This is a genomic window from Paracoccus benzoatiresistens, from assembly GCF_026913015.1.
In the GTDB taxonomy this organism is placed as follows: domain Bacteria; phylum Pseudomonadota; class Alphaproteobacteria; order Rhodobacterales; family Rhodobacteraceae; genus Paracoccus; species Paracoccus benzoatiresistens.
On record NZ_JAPTYD010000018.1, the window covers coordinates 39,164 to 57,060 of the forward strand.

A 17,897-nucleotide genomic window follows, 5' to 3' on the forward strand; every position below is an offset into this window, starting at 1 on the left:
ACACGAGATGATCGCGCCCGACCTGTGAAGTCGGACCACCGGCACGCGGCTCTCCGCACGAGATCGCCCGTCACCGGTCCTCGATCTCGGCGACGATGGCCGCGCCGATGCGGGCGATGGCGCGGTTGCGGGTGGCCATGTCGGCCTGATTGCCTGTCAGATAGACCGCCGCCAGCCAGGGATCGCCCTCTGGCGGACGGACCACCGCCACGATGGAACGCGACCCGTGACCGCCCGCGCCGGTCTTGTCGCCAATGATCCAGCCTTCCGGCAGGCTGGCGCGGATCAGGTCGTCGGCCACCCGGTCGGCGCGCATCCAGGCCTCTAACTGCTGCTGCGAGGCGTCCGACAGGACCGGGCCGAACAGCAGCCTCTCCAGCGTGGCGACCATCGCGGCGGGGGTCGAGCTGTCGCGCGGATCGCCCGGAGCCCCTTCGTTCAGGTCGGTTTCCCACCGGTCCAGGCGGGTCGTGTCGTCGCCGATGGCGCGCAGGTATTCGGTGAAATCCTGGGGGCCTCCGACGCGCTCCAGCAGCAGGTTGGCGGCGGTGTTGTCGCTGAGCGTGATCGTGGCCTCGCACAGCTCTCCCACGGTCATGGCGTCGCGTGTTTCGGTGACCGGGGAATAGGTCACCAGGTCGGCGGGGGTATAGCCGATCACGCGGTCCAGCTCATCCTCTCCGGCATCGACCAGGGTCAGGATCGCGCCGCACAGGGGGGCCTTGAAGGTGCTGGACAGGGGAAAGCGTTCGCCCGCACGATGGCCCGCGACCTCTGGCCCGCCCTGGCGGCGCAGGGCCACGCCGACGCGTCCGCCCAGTTCAGCCTCGATGGCGCGGGCGGCCTCGGCGATGGTTTCCGCAGGGGCGGGCGCGGCCAGGCAGGCCAGCAGAAGGCCCGCGGATAGGGTTGATTGCAGCATGCAAATCTCCGGTCTGGTCCCGGCATGGGACAATCCTGTCACCCCTGACGGGTGGCATCGGCTTGTGTTATGGGATCGGCCTGCGCGCGTCGCGCCTTGGCCGCCGGACCTCCATACGGCAGGGACCCGGCCCTGTCCAAACGACAAATCCTGACGCGGCGCATAAGATGGTGTGATGGCATGGACCGACCGAACCTTCCGCTGAACGGGCTGCGCGCCTTCGAGGTCGCGGCCCGGCAGGGCAGCTTTACCCGCGCCGCGATCGAGCTGCGCGTGACCCAGGCCGCCGTCAGCCAGCAGATCCAGCGACTGGAGGAGCTGCTGGGCCACCGCCTGTTCACCCGCGCCTCGACCGGGTTGATCCTGACCGATATCGGCGCCGCGCTGCACCCGGTGCTGACACGCAATTTCGACGAGATGGGCGAGGTTCTGGACCGCTTCCAGGGGGGCCGTTATCGCGAGGCGCTGAACCTGGGCGTGGTCACCACATTCGCGACCGGCTGGCTGATCCCGCGCCTGCCCGCCTTCGAGGCGGCGCATCCCGGCATCAGCCTGCGCGTGTTCACCCATAACAACCGCATCGACATTGCCAAGGAGGGCCTGCACATGGCGATCCGCTTCGGCGACCGCACCGCCTGGCCCTGGCTGGAGGCCGACCCGCTGATCGCAGCCCCGCTGACGCCGCTTTGTGCGCCCGGCCTGCTGGGGCAGCTACGGACCCCCCAGGATCTGGCCGGGCAGCGGCTGCTGCGATCCTATCGCGCCGACGAATGGGGGGACTGGTTTGCCGCTGCCGGGGCCGATTGCCCGCCGCTGGAAGGGCCGGTTCTGGACAGCTCGGTCGCCATGGCCGATCTCGCGGCGGCGGGGCAGGGGGTCGCCCTGTTGCCCGCGGCGATGTTCGCCCGCCAGCTTGAAGCCGGCGCCCTTGTCCGCCCTTTCGCGGCCGAGGTCGAGGCCGGCCGCTATTGGCTGACCTGGCCGCGCGGCAAGCCGCAGACCGTCGCAATGGCGCAGGTCCGGGCTTGGCTGGCCGACAGCGCAGGCTCTGCCGTGGCGACAGGATAGCGTGTCGGCCCTGCGCCCCGGGTCAGGCGCAAGGATCTGCACCGAGGCGCGACAAGGGAACCACGACGTGCTAGAGCCTGCGGACAACCCTGCCGGGAGGCCCGCGATGACCATCACGAACGAAGACGAACTGGAGGGCCTGCAGGCCATCGGCCGCATTGTCGCCAACACCTTGCAGGGCATGGCCGCAGCGATGGAGCCGGGCATGACGACGCGCGAACTGGACCAGCTGGGCCGCCAGATGCTTGACCAGGAGGGCGCGGTTTCGGCCCCCCAGGCCACCTATGACTTTCCGGGCGCCACCTGCATCAGCGTCAACGAGGAAATTGCGCATGGCATCCCCGGCGACCGCAGGCTGGCGCGGGGCGATCTGGTGAACATCGACGTGTCGGCCTCGCGCGGCGGGTATTTCGCCGATACCGGGGCAAGCTTCGGCCTGGGACCCCTGCGCCCCTCGCTGGAGCGGTTGTGCCGCGACGGTCAACAGGCGACCCGGATCGGGATCGCACAGGTCGGCCACGGCAAGCCGCTGGCCGGCATCGGCAACGCCATCGGCGCCTTCGCCAGGCGCCGCGGCTATACCTTGATCCGCAACCTTGCCAGCCACGGCGTCGGCCGCGCCCTTCACGAAGAGCCGGGGGAAATCGCAACATGGCCAACCCGCGGCGACCGCCGCTGCATCCATGACGGCCTTGTCATGACGGTCGAACCCTTCCTGTCCCGTGGCGGCACCTGGGCCCAGACCGCCGCCGGCGACGACTGGACGCTCTACGGCTCTCCTCAAGCGCCGGTCGTGCAATACGAACACACCGTCGTGGCGACCCGCGGAAAGGCGATTGTCGTCACCCTGCCGGGCTGACGAAGGGCGCGTCTTCGACGCGCGCTGGCCGACACCGCCCACGGGGCTGTCGATCAATCCGGCAGCGGCGGAACGGGACAAGCAAGGGTTCAGGCCGGCCGCAGAATTTTCCATCCTTTGCAGTTAACAGCAGCGCGGCGGCAAAGATAAACGTTTTACTTAAGGGTTAAACGTTTAGGTCAGGCTCATGGCGGCGGTTACCATCAAGGACGTAGCAGCCGAGGCGGGGGTGTCCATTGCCACCGTCTCCAATGCCTTCAGCGGCCGGAAGTTTGTCAGTCCCGAGGTGGTCCGGCGCGTGGAGGAGGCCGCCCGGACGCTGGGTTACCAGAAGAACATCGCCGCCTCGCAACTGCGCACGGGCCGGGTCAAGGTGGTGGGGGTTCTGGTTCCCAGTCTGGCCGATACATTCTTTGCCGCGCTTGTTTCGGATCTGGAGAAGCTGGCCGAGGCTGATGGATATCAGGTGCTGGTTGCCACTTCGGGGGACGATGCCGCACGAGAGGCCGCGCAGTTGGGTGCCTTGTTGGGGTGGAAGCCGTCTGGCCTGATCGCGGTGCCCTGCACCAACGCGATCCCCGACACGCTGAGACGCGAGATGGTCGCCCTGCCGGTCGTGCTGGTTGACCGGATCGGCGAAGAGGACCTGCCCGTCGACACTGTGGTCGTGGATAACCATGCCGCCGGCCGCGAGGCTGCCCAGCACGTGCTGGAAAAGGGCCACCGCGAGATCCTGATCGCCGCTTCGGTGGCAGGCCTGCGCCCCATCGCAGAGCGTATTCGCGGCATCACGGATGCCTGCCTTGCGGCAGGGGTCGCGCCCCGCATCGTCGAACTTGGGACGGATGTCGAGGAAGGGGCCGCACGGCTGGGCGCCTTCCTTGCGCGCGAGGGGCATCCGACTGCCGTGATTGCCACGACCAACGTCACGACCCTGGCGACGCTGACGGCCTTTGCCCAGGCGGGGATCGACATGCCGGCGGATGTGTCGCTTGTCGGGTTTGACGATTATGCCTGGATGACGGCGCGCAGGGTGCCGCTTTCTGCGGTGCGTCAGCCGATCTCGGATATCGCGCAGTCCGCTTGGTCCTGCCTGATGACCCGGATCGGCGGGTCGGCGGACGCGGCGGTCCGTATCGTTCTGGATGCGCCCTTGCAGCGGCGCAATTCGGTTGGCGTTTCCCGCAGGGTTCTCGACACCGCGTAGTTGCTGCACAGCGAAGCCGGGCGGGGAGAGGCCCGGGTTGAAACAGGAAGCGGTCGGTTCGTCCGGCTGGGGAGGACATGGTGAGGAAGACGACATTCCTGGGGGTTGTCCCCCTGCTGGCGCCTGTGCAGCTTCTGCTGCTGGTGGTGGTGATCCTGCCGTCGATCTATGTCGTCTGGCTCAGCTTCCACGTGTCCAGCTTCGGACAGGCGCCGGAATTCACCGGGTGGAGCAACTATCTGCGCGTCCTGTCCGATCCCGCCTTCCGCGGCGCGATGTGGAACACGGTCGTGATCGTTGTCGTGGCCGTGCATCTGGAAATGCTGATGGCCCTTGGCATGGCGCTGCTCTTCAACAGCGGCATCCCGTTCCGGCGCATCCTGCTGGTCGCCGTGCTGGCGCCCTATGCCGTGTCCGAGGTGGTGGCGGTCGCCATGTGGCGCTTTCTGTTCGACCTGGATATCGGGCCGATCACGCTGCTGATGCAGGGGCTTGGGCTGCCCGTCCTGGAGTGGTCCTATGATCCGGTGGACGCGACGGTGATGATCGTCCTTCTGACGATCTGGATGCATCTGCCGTTCACCTTCGTGATCCTCTATGCGGCCCGGCTTGCCATGCCCTCCGACCTCTACGAAGCCGCGCGCATCGACGGCGCCACCCGGCTGCAATGCTTCTGGCGCGTCACCCTGCCGCTGATGGGGCCCGCGATCCTGGTGGCGCTTCTGTTCCGCTATATCTTCGCCTTCCGCATGTTCTCGGAAGTCTGGCTGCTGACCGGTGGCGGGCCGGCCCGATCGACCGAGGTGGTGGCGGTCTACCTTTATCAGGAAGCCTTCAGCTACAACGCCTTCGGCACCGCGTCGGCCACTGCCCTTCTGATGGTGGCGGCCTCGCTGGTGCTGGCTTCGGGATATATCTGGCTCTTGCGTCGGCAGGTGAAGAATGCGCGCTGAAACCATCCTGATCCGGCTGGGAAAGGCCGTGGCCGTGGTGGCGATCCTGTTCTGGTCGCTGTTCCCCATCGTCTTCATCGTCTCGTCGTCCCTGAAGCCCGGGCAGGACATCTTCGCCGTGCCGCCGCAATGGACGTTCCAGCCGACGACCCAGCATTATGTCACGCTGTGGACGCAGTGGGGTGTCTTCTTCCGGGGCTTGGCGAACTCGGCCATCGTGACGCTGGGGGCGACGCTTCTGGCGGTCATCGGCTCGACCTGCGCGGGCTATGTGTTCTCGCGCCATGCCGCGCGGTGGTTGGAGCTGTCGATCGTGGGCCTGATCGCGGTGCGCCTGATCCGCGGGGACCTTCGCCGAGATGGGCCGGGCCATGTCCGCCATGTCGCGCCCCGCGGCGGAATATGAGCCGGATGAAAAAGCGCGCCGGGTCCATGACGCGCGCTTCGCGGCGTTCCAGAAGCTGCAGGCGGCGCTGAAAGACGCCCGAAACGCGTGATCTCTGTCTTTCGGGACAGTTGTTGACCGGGATCCGATGGCAGAGCATTGTTGTCCATGCGGCTGCGTCATGGTCGACCGTTTCACTGCATCACAGCGTTTCCGGGTTGTCAGGCCCGGGCTTGGATATGATCTCGTAATATTCCCGGAGCGAAAGATCCGCGGCGGAGGCGGTGTCAAGCAGGACGGTGACACGAGGGTGCATCTGTAACGCCGATGCCGGGCAGATGGCGGACACCGGACCTTCGATCATCTGTGCGACGGCGCGCGATTTTGTCTTTCCCGTGGTAAGAAGAAGAATTTCCCGCGCCTCGAGGATCGTCGCGATGCCCATCGTGATCGCCTGGTGCGGAACCTCCTCGCCCGGTCGAAAGAAACGGGCATTGTCGTTCACCGTCTTGCGCGCCAGGGTCTTGACCCGCGTGCGGGAGCCGAGCGACGAGATCGGCTCGTTGAAGCCGATATGTCCGTTCGCGCCCAACCCCAGCAGTTGCAGATCGATCCCGCCAGCCGCCTTGATCGCCGCCTCATAGCGGTCCGCCTCGGCCTGCGGATCGGGCGCATCGCCCCTTGGAAGATGCGTTTGCGCCGCAGGCACCCCAAGCGCGTCATAGAAGTGGGCACGCATGTAGCTGGCGTAACTTTGGGGATGGTCGGCGGGCAGGCCCACATATTCGTCCAGATTGAACGCGGTGAAGGCAACCGGGCCGCCTGCAAGATCGCGACGCAGCGCGGCATAGACGGGCTCCATCGTGCCGCCCGTTGCAAGGCCCAGCACGGCACGGGGATTGTCATGCAGCCGTGCCACGATCCGGGCGGCGGTAGCGGCACTGGCGGTTGCAGCGTCCGGAAAGACAAGAACTTTCATGGTTTCTTTGGTCCAGGCTAGAAGAGGAAAAGGGTTTATGTCGATGCAGAGCCTTGCTCGTGACGCCATGCCCACAGGAGGCAGCCCAGGATCACGACCGTGCCACCCATCAGATGGGCCGACGGCCGGTCACCGAAGAAGAGCCATCCTGCCGCGGCCGCAAACAGGATCGAGGCGTATGACACAGGCGCCAGGACCGCCGCCTCCTGCCGGCGGTAGGCGCGCAGGAAGCAATATTGGCCCGCCTGGCCCAGGGCGCCGATGGCGAGCACGATGGGCCAGTCCGCCGCCGAAAGCGGCTGCCAGACGGCTGCGGCCGGTCCTGCCGTCAACACGGTCAGGCCAAGCGTGTAGAACAGCATCATCACCGTGGGGCTTTCGCGGCGCAGGGCGCGCGTCTGCACCACGGCCAGCGAACCGAACAGGACGGACACCACCGCCGCGACAAGGCCGGTCGCGTCGATGTCGCGGCCTGCTGTTCCCCGCAGGTCCGGGCCGACCGCGATGATCACACCGCACGCTATGCCCACTGATCCGATCCAGCGTGCCCGAGAGACCTTTTCGCCCAGCAGCGCCACGGCCAGCAGGACGGTCACGATCGGCCGCAGGTACCCGATGGCGTTGACCATCACCAGCGGAAGCGCGGTCAGGGCCAGGAAGTTGCTGCTGAGCGCGACGGCGTTGCAACCCACGCGAAAGGCGTTGCGGGCGGGCTGGTGCATGGCGAAAAGGTCCGCCCGCCGCGCCCATACCCAGGGCAGGATCAGGCCCAGCCCCACGGCGGCGCGCAGGAAGACGAGCTGCATGGCCGGAATGGTTGCGCCGCTCAGCTTGACCAGCACGGTCATGCCCGTCACCAGCGTCATGTCGGCAAGCAGCCATGCCACGCCGTCGGGGATCCTGGGGGCCATCGGTCGCGCCACAGCTCAGGCGGGCTGGATCAGGTTGCACATCAACCGGAATGCACCGGGCACCAGGCGATCCATCTGGTGATGCAGGACAAGACCCGTATGGGTATGACGCCCCCGTCCGATCCGGCCCGAGATCAGCGCGCCGTGCAGCGGATCCTCGCCCGGATCGGCCATCGCCAGCAGGGGTACGTAGGGATCCGCCCATTGGGCCGCGAAATACAGGCCGCGCTCCTTGTCCCATCCGTCGAAATCGCCCGCCCCGATGCGGTTCGGACCGCTCAGCAGGGGATGGTCGGGCTCCAGGATCGTGACCGGGGCGGCAGGATCGGTGATCCGCCACCGCAGCGAGGGTGTGCCGACCATAACCCGGCAAGGCGGGGTGCTGTCGGGATACCATCCCTGGTCCGGCCGCTGATAAAGCGTCACCAGATGCCCGCCATGTCGGACGAACGCATGCAGGCGCTGCGTGGCAGCCGCCAGGTCGGGACGATTGCCAAAGGCCACCACGCCCACCAGGACCGTGGTATAGGCCAAAAAATCCTCGTCCGGCGCAATCTCGTCCAGCAGGGTGACGTCTAGGCCAAGCTGCCTGAGCCAGTTGCCGACGGAATCGCCCGAACCGACATAAGCGATCCGCGCCCCATGCGGTCGCGCAAGATCCAGGGTCAGGACATGCAGCGTGGCGGGTACCAACTGGCGCACCGTTCCGACATGCGGATAGGACGCCGTGGCAACGGAATGCGCCGGGCAGCCGCCGACCGTGGCGGGTATCGTGACAATGCCGGGCGGTGTGGCGGCAGGCGGCGTGATTGTCAGCCTGGATCCCTCTTGCGCCAAGTGCCAGCCGGGTGGCAGGTCCAGCTCAGGGGTTCCGGTGACAGTGACAGTCAGGGGTTCCCGGTCCTCGGTCAGGCGAACCAGCCGGGCGGGATGCAGCGCGACCTCTTGTGTGGGCAGGACCTCCAAGGGGTGTTCAAGATCGACGGCGAACTGCAACGGCCGCCCGGAGATCGTGGCCTCGACCCTCAGCCAGGCAGGACCGTTGCCGCCAAGCGGATCGAAGCCGGGGTGGAACGCGTCGGTCAGCGGTGCATCCTCCGCGACCCGCAACTCCAGTTCGGTACTGGCCTTGGTCAGCGCCATCGCAGGGGCGGCGACCCCCTGCGGCAGCATCGGCGTGATGGTCATGTCGCAGGCCGCGGGCGGGATCGCGTGTTCAACCCGCAGTTTTGCCGTGCCGCCGGGGCGCAGGCCGGCAGGCTGGACCCAGGCCAGCGGCGACAGGCCCGCCGCCTCTGCCAGGGCGACGCCGATCTCGCGGCGCTTGCGGGCCAGGCGGTGGCCATGCTTGTTCATGAAGGCGGGGGTCGCCGCCCTTTCGGCATCCTGAAGCGCGGCATCGGCCTGCGCCAATTCCTCCCGGATCCTTGCGCGGTCCGGAAAGGACGCTTGCGCCAGGGATACGCATCCTGCTGCATGGTGGATGGCATTTCCTGCCGGCCCAGCCAAGTCAGCCAGGTCGCCCAACGTCTGCGGCAGGGACTGGGCCAGCCGAACCTCGGCACCGCCGCCTACCCGGTGCAGCCCCCAGGTCCGCTGGGATGCGCCCGACCATTGCCCCATGCCCTGCGACGCGTGCCGGGCCCGCGACCATTGTCCGATCTCGGCATGGGCCACCCCCGTGGTCGGGTCCTGCGCATCGGCCGTTATCTCCAGCGTGGCCTGCGGCGGCGGCAGTGCGTCGTCATAGGTGCCGCCCCCGCCCGACCAGGCAGGCAGATAGTGATGCGTCACGGTCCAGGGCGCCTCGGGGCGGTCGCGCAGCGCGGCGGGGTCCGCGGCCAGCCCGATGGCCTCGGCCGCGGCGCGGGTCATCGCGCGGTGATGGCCATGCTGTCCGGGGACATCCAGAAATGTCGGCAGCACGACATCGGGACGATAGATCCTATAAGCGCGGGCCAGCCGCGCGACGATCAGGTGCCGGCCCCAGCGGGCGAACGTGGCGTCGCCATCCTTGGAAAAGCCGAAGTCGTGGACAGCGTCGCCCGGCCCGAAGCCAAGCCAGGCCACGTCGCAGTCGAGCACGCGGGCGGCTTCCTCCATCTCGCGGGTGCGGATGGCCCCCAGAAGACCGCCGCGTTCCGGACCAAGCGCGTTCTGCCCGCCCTCGCCCCGGGTGGAGCATGCGATCACGACGCGGTGCCCCAGGCCGAACCGAAGCCAGGCCATCAGCCCGCTTTGCTCGTCGTCGGGATGGGCGCCCGTGTTCATCACGGTCAGAACACCGCCAAGGCGGGACAGCGCGTGCGACAAGCGCAACAAGGCGGGCGAGGCTTCGCGGCGGGCAAGTCGTTCCTGGTCGGGGGTCATGGTCTTCCTGAACTCGGGGCGCAGGGCGCGGTGCCTAGCCCTCGGTCTGATCCAGTTGCGGGGTGATGACATTGAAGAAGGGCAGGGCGGCTGCCCCGAGTGCCGCGGATTCCTTGCCCGTGTGGCCGCACTGGACGCGGGGCAGGATGCGGTCGCGCCGGTTGGCCACGCTGGTGGGGATGGCCAGCCGGGCGATCAGATCCTCCAGGATCGGCCGGGGCATCTTGCCGCCCAGGATCACTGTGCGCGGGTCCAGGATGTTTTCCAGCAGGCCGATGATCCAGGACAGGTGCGGCGCGGCCTGGTCCAGCCAGGACATCAGCGCCGGATCGCGCGCGGCGTGCAGACGCAGAAGGGCGGCCGCATCAGGGATGACGCCATCGCGGGCCATGGCCTCGGACAGGGCGTGCAGCGAGACATAGCGCTCGATGCAGCCCGATTGTCCGCACTGGCAGGGCAGTCCATCGGGAACGACGATGATGTGGCCGATCTCGCCCGCGTTGCCAAAGGCGCCCTTCAGCGGCTGGTCGGCGACGATCGCCCCCATGCCCATGCCCGCCCCGAAATAGAGAATGCAGAAGTCCGACACCGACCGTCCCTGTCCAAACAGCATCTCGCCCACGGCGGCGGCATTCGCGTCGTTGTCGACGCTGACGGGGACGCCGCAGCGTTCGGCCAGAAGGGCCGCGACGTCGATGCCGCTCCAGTCCGGCAGGGTGGTGGGGCCGACGCCCGAAAGGCCCTCGATCCCGAAGGGGCCGGGCATCACGACGCCGATCCCCATGAGCTGTGCCTTGAACGCAGCGTCGATCCGCGCGACCATGTCGGCCAGCAGGTCAAGAACGACGCCCGCGCGCATGTCAGGCAGGGGGATCTGTTCCTGGGCCCGCTGGTTGCCGCCAAGGTCCAGCACCACCGCCGTCAGCGAACCCACGGCGATCTCGAACCCGATGGTGATCGCGCCGTCGGGGTTGATCGCGTACTGGATTGGGGGCAGCCCCCGCGAGGTGCGCTTGCGGCCCATGTCGACCAGCAAATCCTCGGCCATGAGCTCGTCAATGATGTTGGCGACGGCCTGGGTCGAGATATGCGCCAGATCGGCCAAGGCCTTGCGGCCCAGCGGCCCGTGACGACGCAGCAGTTCCAGCAGGACACGCCGGTTGTGACCGCGGCTGCGACCGGGATTGTTGCCCTTTGCGGTGCGTCCTGCAGGTGGGGGCGAAGCCGTCGTTGGGGTCATGTCCTCTGGTCCTCGACATTCCGGGCATCATCCTTGCGACAGCCACTTGATCCCGGCGGGCTCGTGGACGCCGATCCTGTTCGCGCCCGGCATGCAGGCAGACTGGCAAATAGAAATGATTAACTCAAGTGAATTATTTTATTGACGGACGTGACATCAGACGCCAACCTGCTTCCGACCCCGCGACAAAAAAGCCGGGGGGCGGCCGGATAGGACGGCTCAAGGGTGCTGGTGCGATGTACCGGGGTACGGGTTCCAGCCCAGCCAGGGAGAACGACATGAATTACTTTACCCGGAACGTCACCAGGACGGCCTGGATCGCTGCGGCGGCTATGGGCTGCACGTCGGCTGCCAACGCCGTCGAGATCGAGTATTGGCAATACATCTACGATTCCCGCGTTCAGGCGGTGGACCAGCTGATCGAGAAGTTCGAGGCCGAAAACCCCGACATCACGGTCAAGCACGTCACCTTTCCCTATGCCGACTACCAGACCCGCGTCGTGGCCGCGAACATGGCGGGCAAGGGCCCGGATGTCTTGCAGATGTTCTACGGCTGGACGGACAGTTTCGTGAACGGCAAGGTTCTGCAGCCCTTGCCTGCCGACATGTTCCCCACGGACAAGATCGAAGCCGAGTTCTTTCCGATCGTGACGGCCATGCGGCGCGGCGACGACTACTATGGCCTGCCGACCGCCGTGCGGTCCTTGGCGCTGTTCTACAACAAGACCCTGTTCGCCGAAGCCGGGATCGACAGCCCGCCCAAGACGCTGGACGAGTTGGTCGAAACCGCCAAGGCGCTGACCAAGAAGGACGGCGGCGGCAATTACACGACGGTGGGCATGACGCTCGACATGGCCGGGCAGGACCACCAGTGGTGGCGAGAGGTGCTGGTGCGCCAGTTCGGCGGCACGCCCTACAGCGAAGACGCCTCCACCGTCACCTATGACGATGCGGCCGGCGTTGCCGCGACGCAGTGGTACACCGATCTGGCAACCAAGCATCAGGTCGGCCAGCCCGGCTTCATGGACGAGGGGCAGGCCGCCTTCCGTGCCGGCCGCGCGGCCATGACCATCGACGGCACGTTCCGCCTGGGCTCGTTCCGCGAAATCGACGGGTTCGAATGGGGCGTGGCAGAGCTGCCCGCGAATGCCGAAGGGCTGCGGTCCAACTATGCCTCGTATTTCGCCAACGGCATCGGAGCCGGTGCCGAAGGCGAAGAACTGCAGGCTGCCGCCAAGTTCCTGGCATACCTTTCCTCGCCCGAGGCGATGCAGCTTTGGCTGGAAGTCGTGGGCGAGTTGCCGGCGCGTCCCGAGGTGGCGATGACCGAGGCGAACCTGGCCGATCCGGTCTATGGACCCTTCCTGAAGGCCCTGGAATACGCCCACACCACCACCTTCGTGGACGAACAGGCCCAGCGGCAGGTGACCATGGACATGGCCAACCGCGTCTTCCTGCAGGGTCAGGCCGTCGAGGCGAGCGTGGCCGAGGCCGCCGCCGCCGAACAGGCCATCATCGACCGCGCCCGCTGAGCCGCCGCGCGAGAGGAGCGTTTCTGACATGGCGATGACGCAACCATCACCGCAATCGGGGCCGCGCCTCTCGATGCGCACGCGCCGCGCGATCTGGGTCTGGGCCTTTCTGGCCCTGCCCGTCCTGTTCTACAGCGTGATCCGGTTCTATCCCACGATCGACGCCTTCCGGCTGTCCTTCACGAACTGGAACCTGCTTTCCCCGCCGGAGTATGTGGGGGTGCAGAACTATCGCGACATGTTCGCCTCGGCCGAATTCTGGCAGGTGTTCCGCAATACCTTCGCCTATCTGATCATCGGCACGCCGATCAGCCTGCTGCTGTCCTTCACCGTCGCCTATTTCCTTGATCGGATTCGCTTTGGCCACGGCTTCCTGCGGGCGCTGTACTTCCTGCCCTATATCACCACCGCCTCGGCGATGGGATGGGTGTGGCGGTGGTTCTATCAGCCCGCGCCGACCGGCGTGATCAATTCGGTGCTGGGCAGCCTGGGGATGGGCCAGCTGGATTTCCTGCGGTCCACCACCTGGGCGCTGCCCTCGATCATGGTCACGGCCATTTGGGCCGGCCTGGGCTTTCAGATCATCATCCTCATGGCCGGGCTGCGGTCGATCCCGCAAACCTATTACGAGGCCGCCCGCATCGACGGCGTGGGCGAATTCGCGATCCTGCGCAAGATCACGCTGCCGCTGTTGAAGCCCACGACCGTCTTTCTGGTGGTCTTTTCGTCCATCGGGTTCCTGCGGATCTTCGACCAGGTCTACAACATGACCACCAACGACCCCGGCGGGCCGCTGGGATCGACCAAGCCGCTGGTGCTGATGATCTATCAGACCGCCTTCAATTCCTACCAGATGGGTGCCGCGGCGGCTCAGACGGTCGTGTTGTTTACGATCCTGCTGGCGATCTCGCTGCTGCAACTGTGGATCCTGAGGACACGCTGATGGCTGCAATCGACACACCCGCCTCGCGGCCCCTGACGATGACACGCATACGGCCGGGACGGATCCTGGCCTGGACCGTGCTGTTCATCGGCGGCGTGCTGATGATCACGCCGATCCTGTTCATGTTCTCGACCTCGCTGAAGACGGCGGGACAGATCTACGACCTGCGGCTGATCCCGCAGTCCCCGACGCTGGCGAACTACGTCAAGGTGCTGACCGAGGGGCAGTTTCTCCGCTGGTTCCTGAATTCGGCCTTCGTGGCGATCTGCGTGACGCTGTCCAACGTCTTCTTCGACAGCCTGGTGGGCTATACCCTGGCCAAGTTCCGGTTCCGCGGGCGCCAGCTGGTCTTCATCGCGATCCTGTCGACGCTGATGATCCCGACCGAGATGCTGGTCATCCCGTGGTACATCATGTCCGCCAACCTGGGCTGGCTGGACAGCTACTGGGGCATCATGTTTCCCGGCATGATGACCGCCTTCGGCACCTTCCTGATGAAGCAGTTCTTCGAGACCGTGCCCGACGATTTCATCGAGGCCGCGCGGATGGACGGTTTGAACGAATTCACCATCTGGTGGCGGATCGCCATGCCGCTGGTCACGCCGGCGCTGTCGGCCCTGGCGATCTTCACCTTCCTGGGCAACTGGACCGCCTTCTTCTGGCCGCTGATCTCGACCACCTCCAAGGAACTCTACACCCTGCCCGTCGGGCTGACGAGCTTCGCGGTCGAACAGGCGATCCAGTGGGAAATGATCATGACCGGGGCCGCCATCGCGACCATCCCGACGCTGATCGTCTTCCTGGTCCTGCAACGCTACATCGTGCGCGGCGTCATGCTTGCCGGGCTCAAGGGATGACCATGACCGACACCACGACCTTTCCCGACCCCATCTACCAGGACACGGTCCTTGGCCCACTGTTCGACCACGCCCGGTCGGACCACGCCGAGGGGTTCCGCCGCATCGACCGCGCCCATCTGGTCATGCTGGAGCGAACCGGCATCCTGCCGCGCGACGTGGCCGCCACCATCGCCCGCGCCCTGGCCGAGATCGACCGGCAGATCGACCCCGCCGGCCTGATCTATACCGGCGAGGTCGAGGACTATTTCTTCCTGCGCGAAGCCGAACTGAAGGCGCGCGTTGGCGCGGATGTCGGCGGCCGGCTGCACACGGCGCGGTCGCGCAATGACATCGACCATACGCTGTTCAAGATGTCCCTCAAGGCGCGCATCGACGTGCTGTCCGGGCAGGGCCGCGCGCTTCTCGGCGCGCTGATCGACACCGCCAGCCGCGAGCGCGACACCCTGATCGTGGCCTATACCCACGGTCAGCCCGCACAGCCGACCACCTTCGGGCATTACCTGTCCGCGGCGATCGAGGTGCTGATCCGCGACCTCGCGCGGCTGGAAGAGGCGCGGGCGATTGCCGATCAGTGCTCGATGGGCGCGGCGGCGATCACGACCTCGGGCTTTCCCATCGACCGCGGGATGATGGCGGACCTGCTGGGCTTTGCCGGGGCGCAGCGCAATTCCTATGGCTGCATCGCGGCGGTGGACTATATCACCGCCACCTATGGCGCGGTGGAACTGCTGTTCCTGCACCTGGGACGCCTGATCCAGGATTTCCAGGTCTGGTCCAGCTTCGAGGTCGGCCAGATCCATGTGCCGAACAGCTTCGTGCAGATCTCGTCCATCATGCCGCAGAAGCGCAATCCTGTCCCGATCGAGCACATGCGCCACCTTGCCTCGCAGACAGTCGGTCGCGCGCGCATGATCAAGGACATCATGCACAACACCCCCTTCACCGACATGAACGACAGCGAGGGCGAGACTCAGGCGGCGGGTTATGGCGCCTTTGCCTCGGGCGGGCGAGTGTTGCGGCTGCTGGCAGCGTTCGTTCCCGCCCTGCGGATCGACGGCCGGAAGGTGGCGCGAACCATCGACCAGGCCTGCATCACCATCACCGAGCTGGCCGATACGCTGGTGCGCCGCGAGGGGCTGTCGTTCCGCCAGGCCCACGAGATCGCCGCCGACACCGCGCGCGCCGTCACATCCGCCGGGGAAAGCCTTGCTTCGGCCGGCTACGTCCCGTTCAGCGCCTCCTTCCGGGAGACGATGGGCCGAGACACCGCCATGACGCTGGACGACTTCGTTCTGGCCGTCTCGCCCGCGCATTTCGTCCGGGTGCGCGACCGGTTCGGCGGGCCGGCAGCCGCGCCGATGGACGAGGCGCTTTCGGCCTATCATGCCGCATTGGCCGGGTTCGAAACCGCTGCCCGCGCCCATGCTGATCGCGACACGGCCGCCCGGGCCGCCTTGGAAAGCGCCTTCGGCGCGCTGATGGAGACCCACTGATGGCGACGTTCGAACTGCGCAAGCTGGTCAAGACCTATGGCCGGACCCCGGTCATTCACGGCATCGACCTGTTCATCCCGGACGGCGAATTCGTGGTGTTCGTCGGCCCCTCGGGCTGCGGGAAGTCAACCACCCTGCGCATGATCGCGGGGCTGGAGGAGGTGTCGGGCGGCGAGATCCGCATCGGCGACCGCGTCGTCAACGAGGTCGATCCCAAAGAACGCAACCTGGCGATGGTCTTCCAGAACTATGCCATCTATCCGCACATGACGGTGCGCCAGAACATCGCTTTCGGCCTCTACACCTCCAGGCTGTCCGGGGCCGAAAAGGCCCGGAAGGTCGAGGCCGCGGCCGCGCTGCTGGGCCTGACGCCCTTGTTGGACCGCCGACCGTCGGCCTTGTCGGGCGGGCAGCGGCAGCGCGTTGCGATCGGCCGGGCCATGGTGCGCGAACCAGCCGGGTTCCTGTTCGACGAGCCGCTGTCGAACCTTGACGCGCAATTGCGCGCCCAGATGCGGATCGAGATCAAGGATCTGCACCGCCGCTTGGGCACCACCATCGCCTATGTCACCCACGACCAGGTCGAGGCGATGACCATGGCCGACCGGATCGTGGTGATGAAGGACGGCCACATCCTCCAGGCCGCCCCGCCCATGGAGATCTACGACAATCCCGCCGACGTCTTCACGGCCCGCTTCATCGGCACGCCGTCGATGAACATCATTCCCGCCCAGTCCGACGCGGGCGTCCTGTCCCCGGCAGAGGGCAAGGCGGCGCTGCTGGCCGGGATCCGGCCGCACGATCTGACGATCGGGGCCGAGGTCGTGGACCCCGCCCTTGTCCTTGCGGGCAAGGTGACCGCCGTTGAGCCCCTGGGCCCCGAAACACTGGTCCATTTCGAGGCCGCCGGGCAGCACATCATCGCAACGGCGCCCGCCCATGGGCAGATCGCCGTCGGATCGCGGGTGACCGCGTCCGCAGGCCGCGGGCGGGTGCATCTGTTCGACGGCGCGACCGAACGGGCACTGGGCCGCCAATGACCGTGCCCCTGCCGAATCTTCTGGATCCGCCCGCGCATGGGCCACTCCTCAGTGCCTTGGTGACGCAATTGCGTGCCAGGATATGGATTGGGTCCGGCGAACTGGCGTCCCTGGGATGGCTCGACTCTTCCGGCGCCTTCGCCGCCGGGGCAGGCTGCCTGTTCGCCTGCGACATTGGCGGCACCAAGGTTCATTCCGCCGTGGCCGACATGAACGGTGCCATTCTGGGCGAAGCGCGCGCGGACACCCCCACAGAGGGTGGCGGCGCCGTCCTGGATTTGGTCGCGGCGCATTTTGAGCACTTGACGGCCGACAGGGGCGCAGTCGTCCGGGCCGCCGGTATCGGCCTGCCTGGAGCCGTCCATCCCACAACCGGCAAATTGGAAAGAGCGCCGAATCTGGCCGGCTTGGCGGGGCGCGACATGCGCGCCGTCTTCTCGGATCGGCTGGGCCTTCCGGTCGCCGTGGAAAACGACGTCAACATGGCGGCATTGGGCGAGGCATGGCTGGGCCATGGCGCAAGCCTGCGGGATACCTCGGGCGGGCTTGCCTTTATCGCGCTTGGGACCGGGATCGGCATGGGCCTGGCCTGGGGCGACCGCCTCCTGCGCGGTGCCCATGGCGCGGCCGGAGAGATTGCCGCGCTGCCCATCGGTGCGGATCCCCGCGATCCCCGGACCCATCATTGCGGAGCACTGGAAAGCCTGGTGTCCGGAACCGCGCTGCTTGCTGATTACCGCTCCCTCGGCGGGTCCAATCCCGGTCAGTCGCTTCGCGAAATCAGCCGGAACGCCGGGCAGGACATGGCCTATGGGCAGGTAATGCGAAGGCTTTCCGAACGAACGGCGCAAGCGGTTCTGGCGGTCGATGCGATCCTTAATCCGGCGATTGTCGTCTTTGGCGGTGGAATTGGTTCGCAACCGTCCTTGCTGGCGGGGATCCTGGACAACCTTGCAAGCATCATGCCGATGGATATGCCAGTCCCCGATTGCCGCCACAGCATCTTGGGCAATCGCGCAGGTGTTCTGGGCGGTATCCGTGCCGCGCGCCTGCGTTACGCCGACAGCTTGATTGGCGATCATCAAGCCTCGGAAATCGCGCAAGCGCTTCGATGATGTGACCGCCCCCCGACCGC

Annotated in this window: 17 protein-coding genes; 12 read left to right on the plus strand and 5 right to left on the minus strand. The window is 66.7% G+C overall.

Annotated features, from left to right (window positions below; genetic code table 11):
* Window positions 1–70: 70 nt before the first annotated feature.
* Entirely contained in the window at window positions 71–922 is an 852-nt protein-coding gene (gene bla / locus OU682_RS13010) for a class A beta-lactamase (protein ID WP_268942574.1), read from the minus strand.
* 180 nt (window positions 923–1,102) lie between these two features.
* On the opposite strand from bla, the gene OU682_RS13015 reads away from it, so the two are divergent.
* The 6 genes from OU682_RS13015 to OU682_RS13040 all read left to right on the plus strand — a co-directional run bounded on the left by OU682_RS13015 (window position 1,103) and on the right by OU682_RS13040 (window position 5,506).
* On the plus strand, window positions 1,103–1,990 hold the full coding sequence (locus OU682_RS13015) for a LysR family transcriptional regulator (protein ID WP_268942575.1): 888 nt from the start codon (window positions 1,103–1,105) through the stop codon (window positions 1,988–1,990).
* A 106-nt stretch (window positions 1,991–2,096) separates the two neighbouring features.
* Window positions 2,097–2,849: a type I methionyl aminopeptidase gene (map, locus tag OU682_RS13020; protein ID WP_268942576.1), complete on the plus strand. Its 753-nt coding sequence runs from the start codon at window positions 2,097–2,099 to the stop codon at window positions 2,847–2,849.
* A 187-nt stretch (window positions 2,850–3,036) separates the two neighbouring features.
* Window positions 3,037–4,056, plus strand: coding sequence for a LacI family DNA-binding transcriptional regulator (locus OU682_RS13025; protein WP_268942577.1), 1,020 nt, complete (start codon window positions 3,037–3,039; stop codon window positions 4,054–4,056).
* Window positions 4,057–4,136: 80 nt separating this feature from the next.
* Window positions 4,137–5,009, plus strand: coding sequence for a carbohydrate ABC transporter permease (locus OU682_RS13030; protein WP_268942578.1), 873 nt, complete (start codon window positions 4,137–4,139; stop codon window positions 5,007–5,009).
* On the plus strand, window positions 4,999–5,415 hold the full coding sequence (locus OU682_RS13035; protein WP_268942579.1) for an ABC transporter permease family protein: 417 nt from the start codon (window positions 4,999–5,001) through the stop codon (window positions 5,413–5,415). The genes OU682_RS13030 and OU682_RS13035 overlap by 11 nt, the downstream gene beginning before the upstream one ends.
* Entirely contained in the window at window positions 5,381–5,506 is a 126-nt protein-coding gene (locus OU682_RS13040) for a hypothetical protein (RefSeq protein WP_268942580.1), read from the plus strand. The genes OU682_RS13035 and OU682_RS13040 overlap by 35 nt, the downstream gene beginning before the upstream one ends.
* Before the next feature lie 90 nt (window positions 5,507–5,596).
* On the opposite strand, the gene nagB is transcribed toward OU682_RS13040, so the two are convergent.
* From nagB to OU682_RS13060, 4 genes are read right to left on the minus strand one after another with little or no spacing between them, the layout of a single operon-like run.
* Window positions 5,597–6,373 (minus strand): glucosamine-6-phosphate deaminase, encoded by a 777-nt coding sequence (gene nagB, locus OU682_RS13045; RefSeq protein ID WP_268942581.1) that lies wholly within the window; start codon window positions 6,371–6,373, stop codon window positions 5,597–5,599.
* Window positions 6,374–6,408: 35 nt separating this feature from the next.
* The gene (locus tag OU682_RS13050; RefSeq protein WP_268942582.1) at window positions 6,409–7,284 is read right to left on the minus strand and encodes a DMT family transporter; all 876 of its coding nucleotides are present in this window, start codon (window positions 7,282–7,284) and stop codon (window positions 6,409–6,411) included.
* 15 nt (window positions 7,285–7,299) lie between these two features.
* Window positions 7,300–9,654 carry a PIG-L family deacetylase gene (locus OU682_RS13055; protein WP_268942583.1) on the minus strand — a complete coding sequence of 785 codons (2,355 nt, stop codon included), beginning with the start codon at window positions 9,652–9,654 and terminating at the stop codon, window positions 7,300–7,302.
* A gap of 34 nt (window positions 9,655–9,688) precedes the next feature.
* Window positions 9,689–10,894 (minus strand): ROK family protein, encoded by a 1,206-nt coding sequence (locus tag OU682_RS13060; RefSeq protein ID WP_268942584.1) that lies wholly within the window; start codon window positions 10,892–10,894, stop codon window positions 9,689–9,691.
* A 278-nt stretch (window positions 10,895–11,172) separates the two neighbouring features.
* On the opposite strand from OU682_RS13060, the gene OU682_RS13065 reads away from it, so the two are divergent.
* The 6 genes from OU682_RS13065 to OU682_RS13090 are packed head-to-tail and all read left to right on the plus strand — an operon-like array spanning window position 11,173 to window position 17,877.
* The gene (locus OU682_RS13065; protein WP_268942585.1) at window positions 11,173–12,426 is read left to right on the plus strand and encodes a sugar ABC transporter substrate-binding protein; all 1,254 of its coding nucleotides are present in this window, start codon (window positions 11,173–11,175) and stop codon (window positions 12,424–12,426) included.
* Window positions 12,427–12,454: 28 nt separating this feature from the next.
* Window positions 12,455–13,369: a carbohydrate ABC transporter permease gene (locus OU682_RS13070; protein WP_268942586.1), complete on the plus strand. Its 915-nt coding sequence runs from the start codon at window positions 12,455–12,457 to the stop codon at window positions 13,367–13,369.
* Window positions 13,369–14,226 carry a carbohydrate ABC transporter permease gene (locus OU682_RS13075; RefSeq protein WP_268942587.1) on the plus strand — a complete coding sequence of 286 codons (858 nt, stop codon included), beginning with the start codon at window positions 13,369–13,371 and terminating at the stop codon, window positions 14,224–14,226. Before OU682_RS13070 ends, OU682_RS13075 begins: the two co-directional genes overlap by 1 nt.
* A gap of 2 nt (window positions 14,227–14,228) precedes the next feature.
* Entirely contained in the window at window positions 14,229–15,722 is a 1,494-nt protein-coding gene (gene argH / locus OU682_RS13080; RefSeq protein ID WP_329609805.1) for an argininosuccinate lyase, read from the plus strand.
* Complete coding sequence (locus OU682_RS13085; RefSeq protein ID WP_268942589.1) at window positions 15,722–16,762, plus strand: ABC transporter ATP-binding protein; 1,041 nt, start codon at window positions 15,722–15,724, stop codon at window positions 16,760–16,762. The genes argH and OU682_RS13085 overlap by 1 nt, the downstream gene beginning before the upstream one ends.
* A complete protein-coding gene (locus OU682_RS13090) occupies window positions 16,759–17,877 on the plus strand; it encodes an ROK family protein (RefSeq protein WP_268942590.1) in 1,119 nt (372 codons plus the stop codon). Before OU682_RS13085 ends, OU682_RS13090 begins: the two co-directional genes overlap by 4 nt.
* The last annotated feature ends 20 nt before the right edge of the window (window positions 17,878–17,897 follow it).

Excerpts from the sequence above, each read along its gene's own strand:
- bla (WP_268942574.1), bottom strand. The coding sequence starts at position 922 with ATGCTGCAATCAACCCTATCCGCGGGCCTTCTGCTGGCCTGCCTGGCC.
- OU682_RS13015 (WP_268942575.1), top strand. The coding sequence starts at position 1,103 with ATGGACCGACCGAACCTTCCGCTGAACGGGCTGCGCGCCTTCGAGGTC.
- map (WP_268942576.1), top strand. The coding sequence starts at position 2,097 with ATGACCATCACGAACGAAGACGAACTGGAGGGCCTGCAGGCCATCGGC.
- OU682_RS13025 (WP_268942577.1), top strand. The coding sequence starts at position 3,037 with ATGGCGGCGGTTACCATCAAGGACGTAGCAGCCGAGGCGGGGGTGTCC.
- OU682_RS13035 (WP_268942579.1), top strand. The coding sequence starts at position 4,999 with ATGCGCGCTGAAACCATCCTGATCCGGCTGGGAAAGGCCGTGGCCGTG.
- OU682_RS13040 (WP_268942580.1), top strand. The coding sequence starts at position 5,381 with ATGTCCGCCATGTCGCGCCCCGCGGCGGAATATGAGCCGGATGAAAAA.
- nagB (WP_268942581.1), bottom strand. The coding sequence starts at position 6,373 with ATGAAAGTTCTTGTCTTTCCGGACGCTGCAACCGCCAGTGCCGCTACC.
- OU682_RS13050 (WP_268942582.1), bottom strand. The coding sequence starts at position 7,284 with ATGGCCCCCAGGATCCCCGACGGCGTGGCATGGCTGCTTGCCGACATG.
- OU682_RS13055 (WP_268942583.1), bottom strand. The coding sequence starts at position 9,654 with ATGACCCCCGACCAGGAACGACTTGCCCGCCGCGAAGCCTCGCCCGCC.
- OU682_RS13060 (WP_268942584.1), bottom strand. The coding sequence starts at position 10,894 with ATGACCCCAACGACGGCTTCGCCCCCACCTGCAGGACGCACCGCAAAG.
- OU682_RS13065 (WP_268942585.1), top strand. The coding sequence starts at position 11,173 with ATGAATTACTTTACCCGGAACGTCACCAGGACGGCCTGGATCGCTGCG.
- OU682_RS13070 (WP_268942586.1), top strand. The coding sequence starts at position 12,455 with ATGGCGATGACGCAACCATCACCGCAATCGGGGCCGCGCCTCTCGATG.
- OU682_RS13075 (WP_268942587.1), top strand. The coding sequence starts at position 13,369 with ATGGCTGCAATCGACACACCCGCCTCGCGGCCCCTGACGATGACACGC.
- argH (WP_329609805.1), top strand. The coding sequence starts at position 14,229 with ATGACCGACACCACGACCTTTCCCGACCCCATCTACCAGGACACGGTC.
- OU682_RS13085 (WP_268942589.1), top strand. The coding sequence starts at position 15,722 with ATGGCGACGTTCGAACTGCGCAAGCTGGTCAAGACCTATGGCCGGACC.
- OU682_RS13090 (WP_268942590.1), top strand. The coding sequence starts at position 16,759 with ATGACCGTGCCCCTGCCGAATCTTCTGGATCCGCCCGCGCATGGGCCA.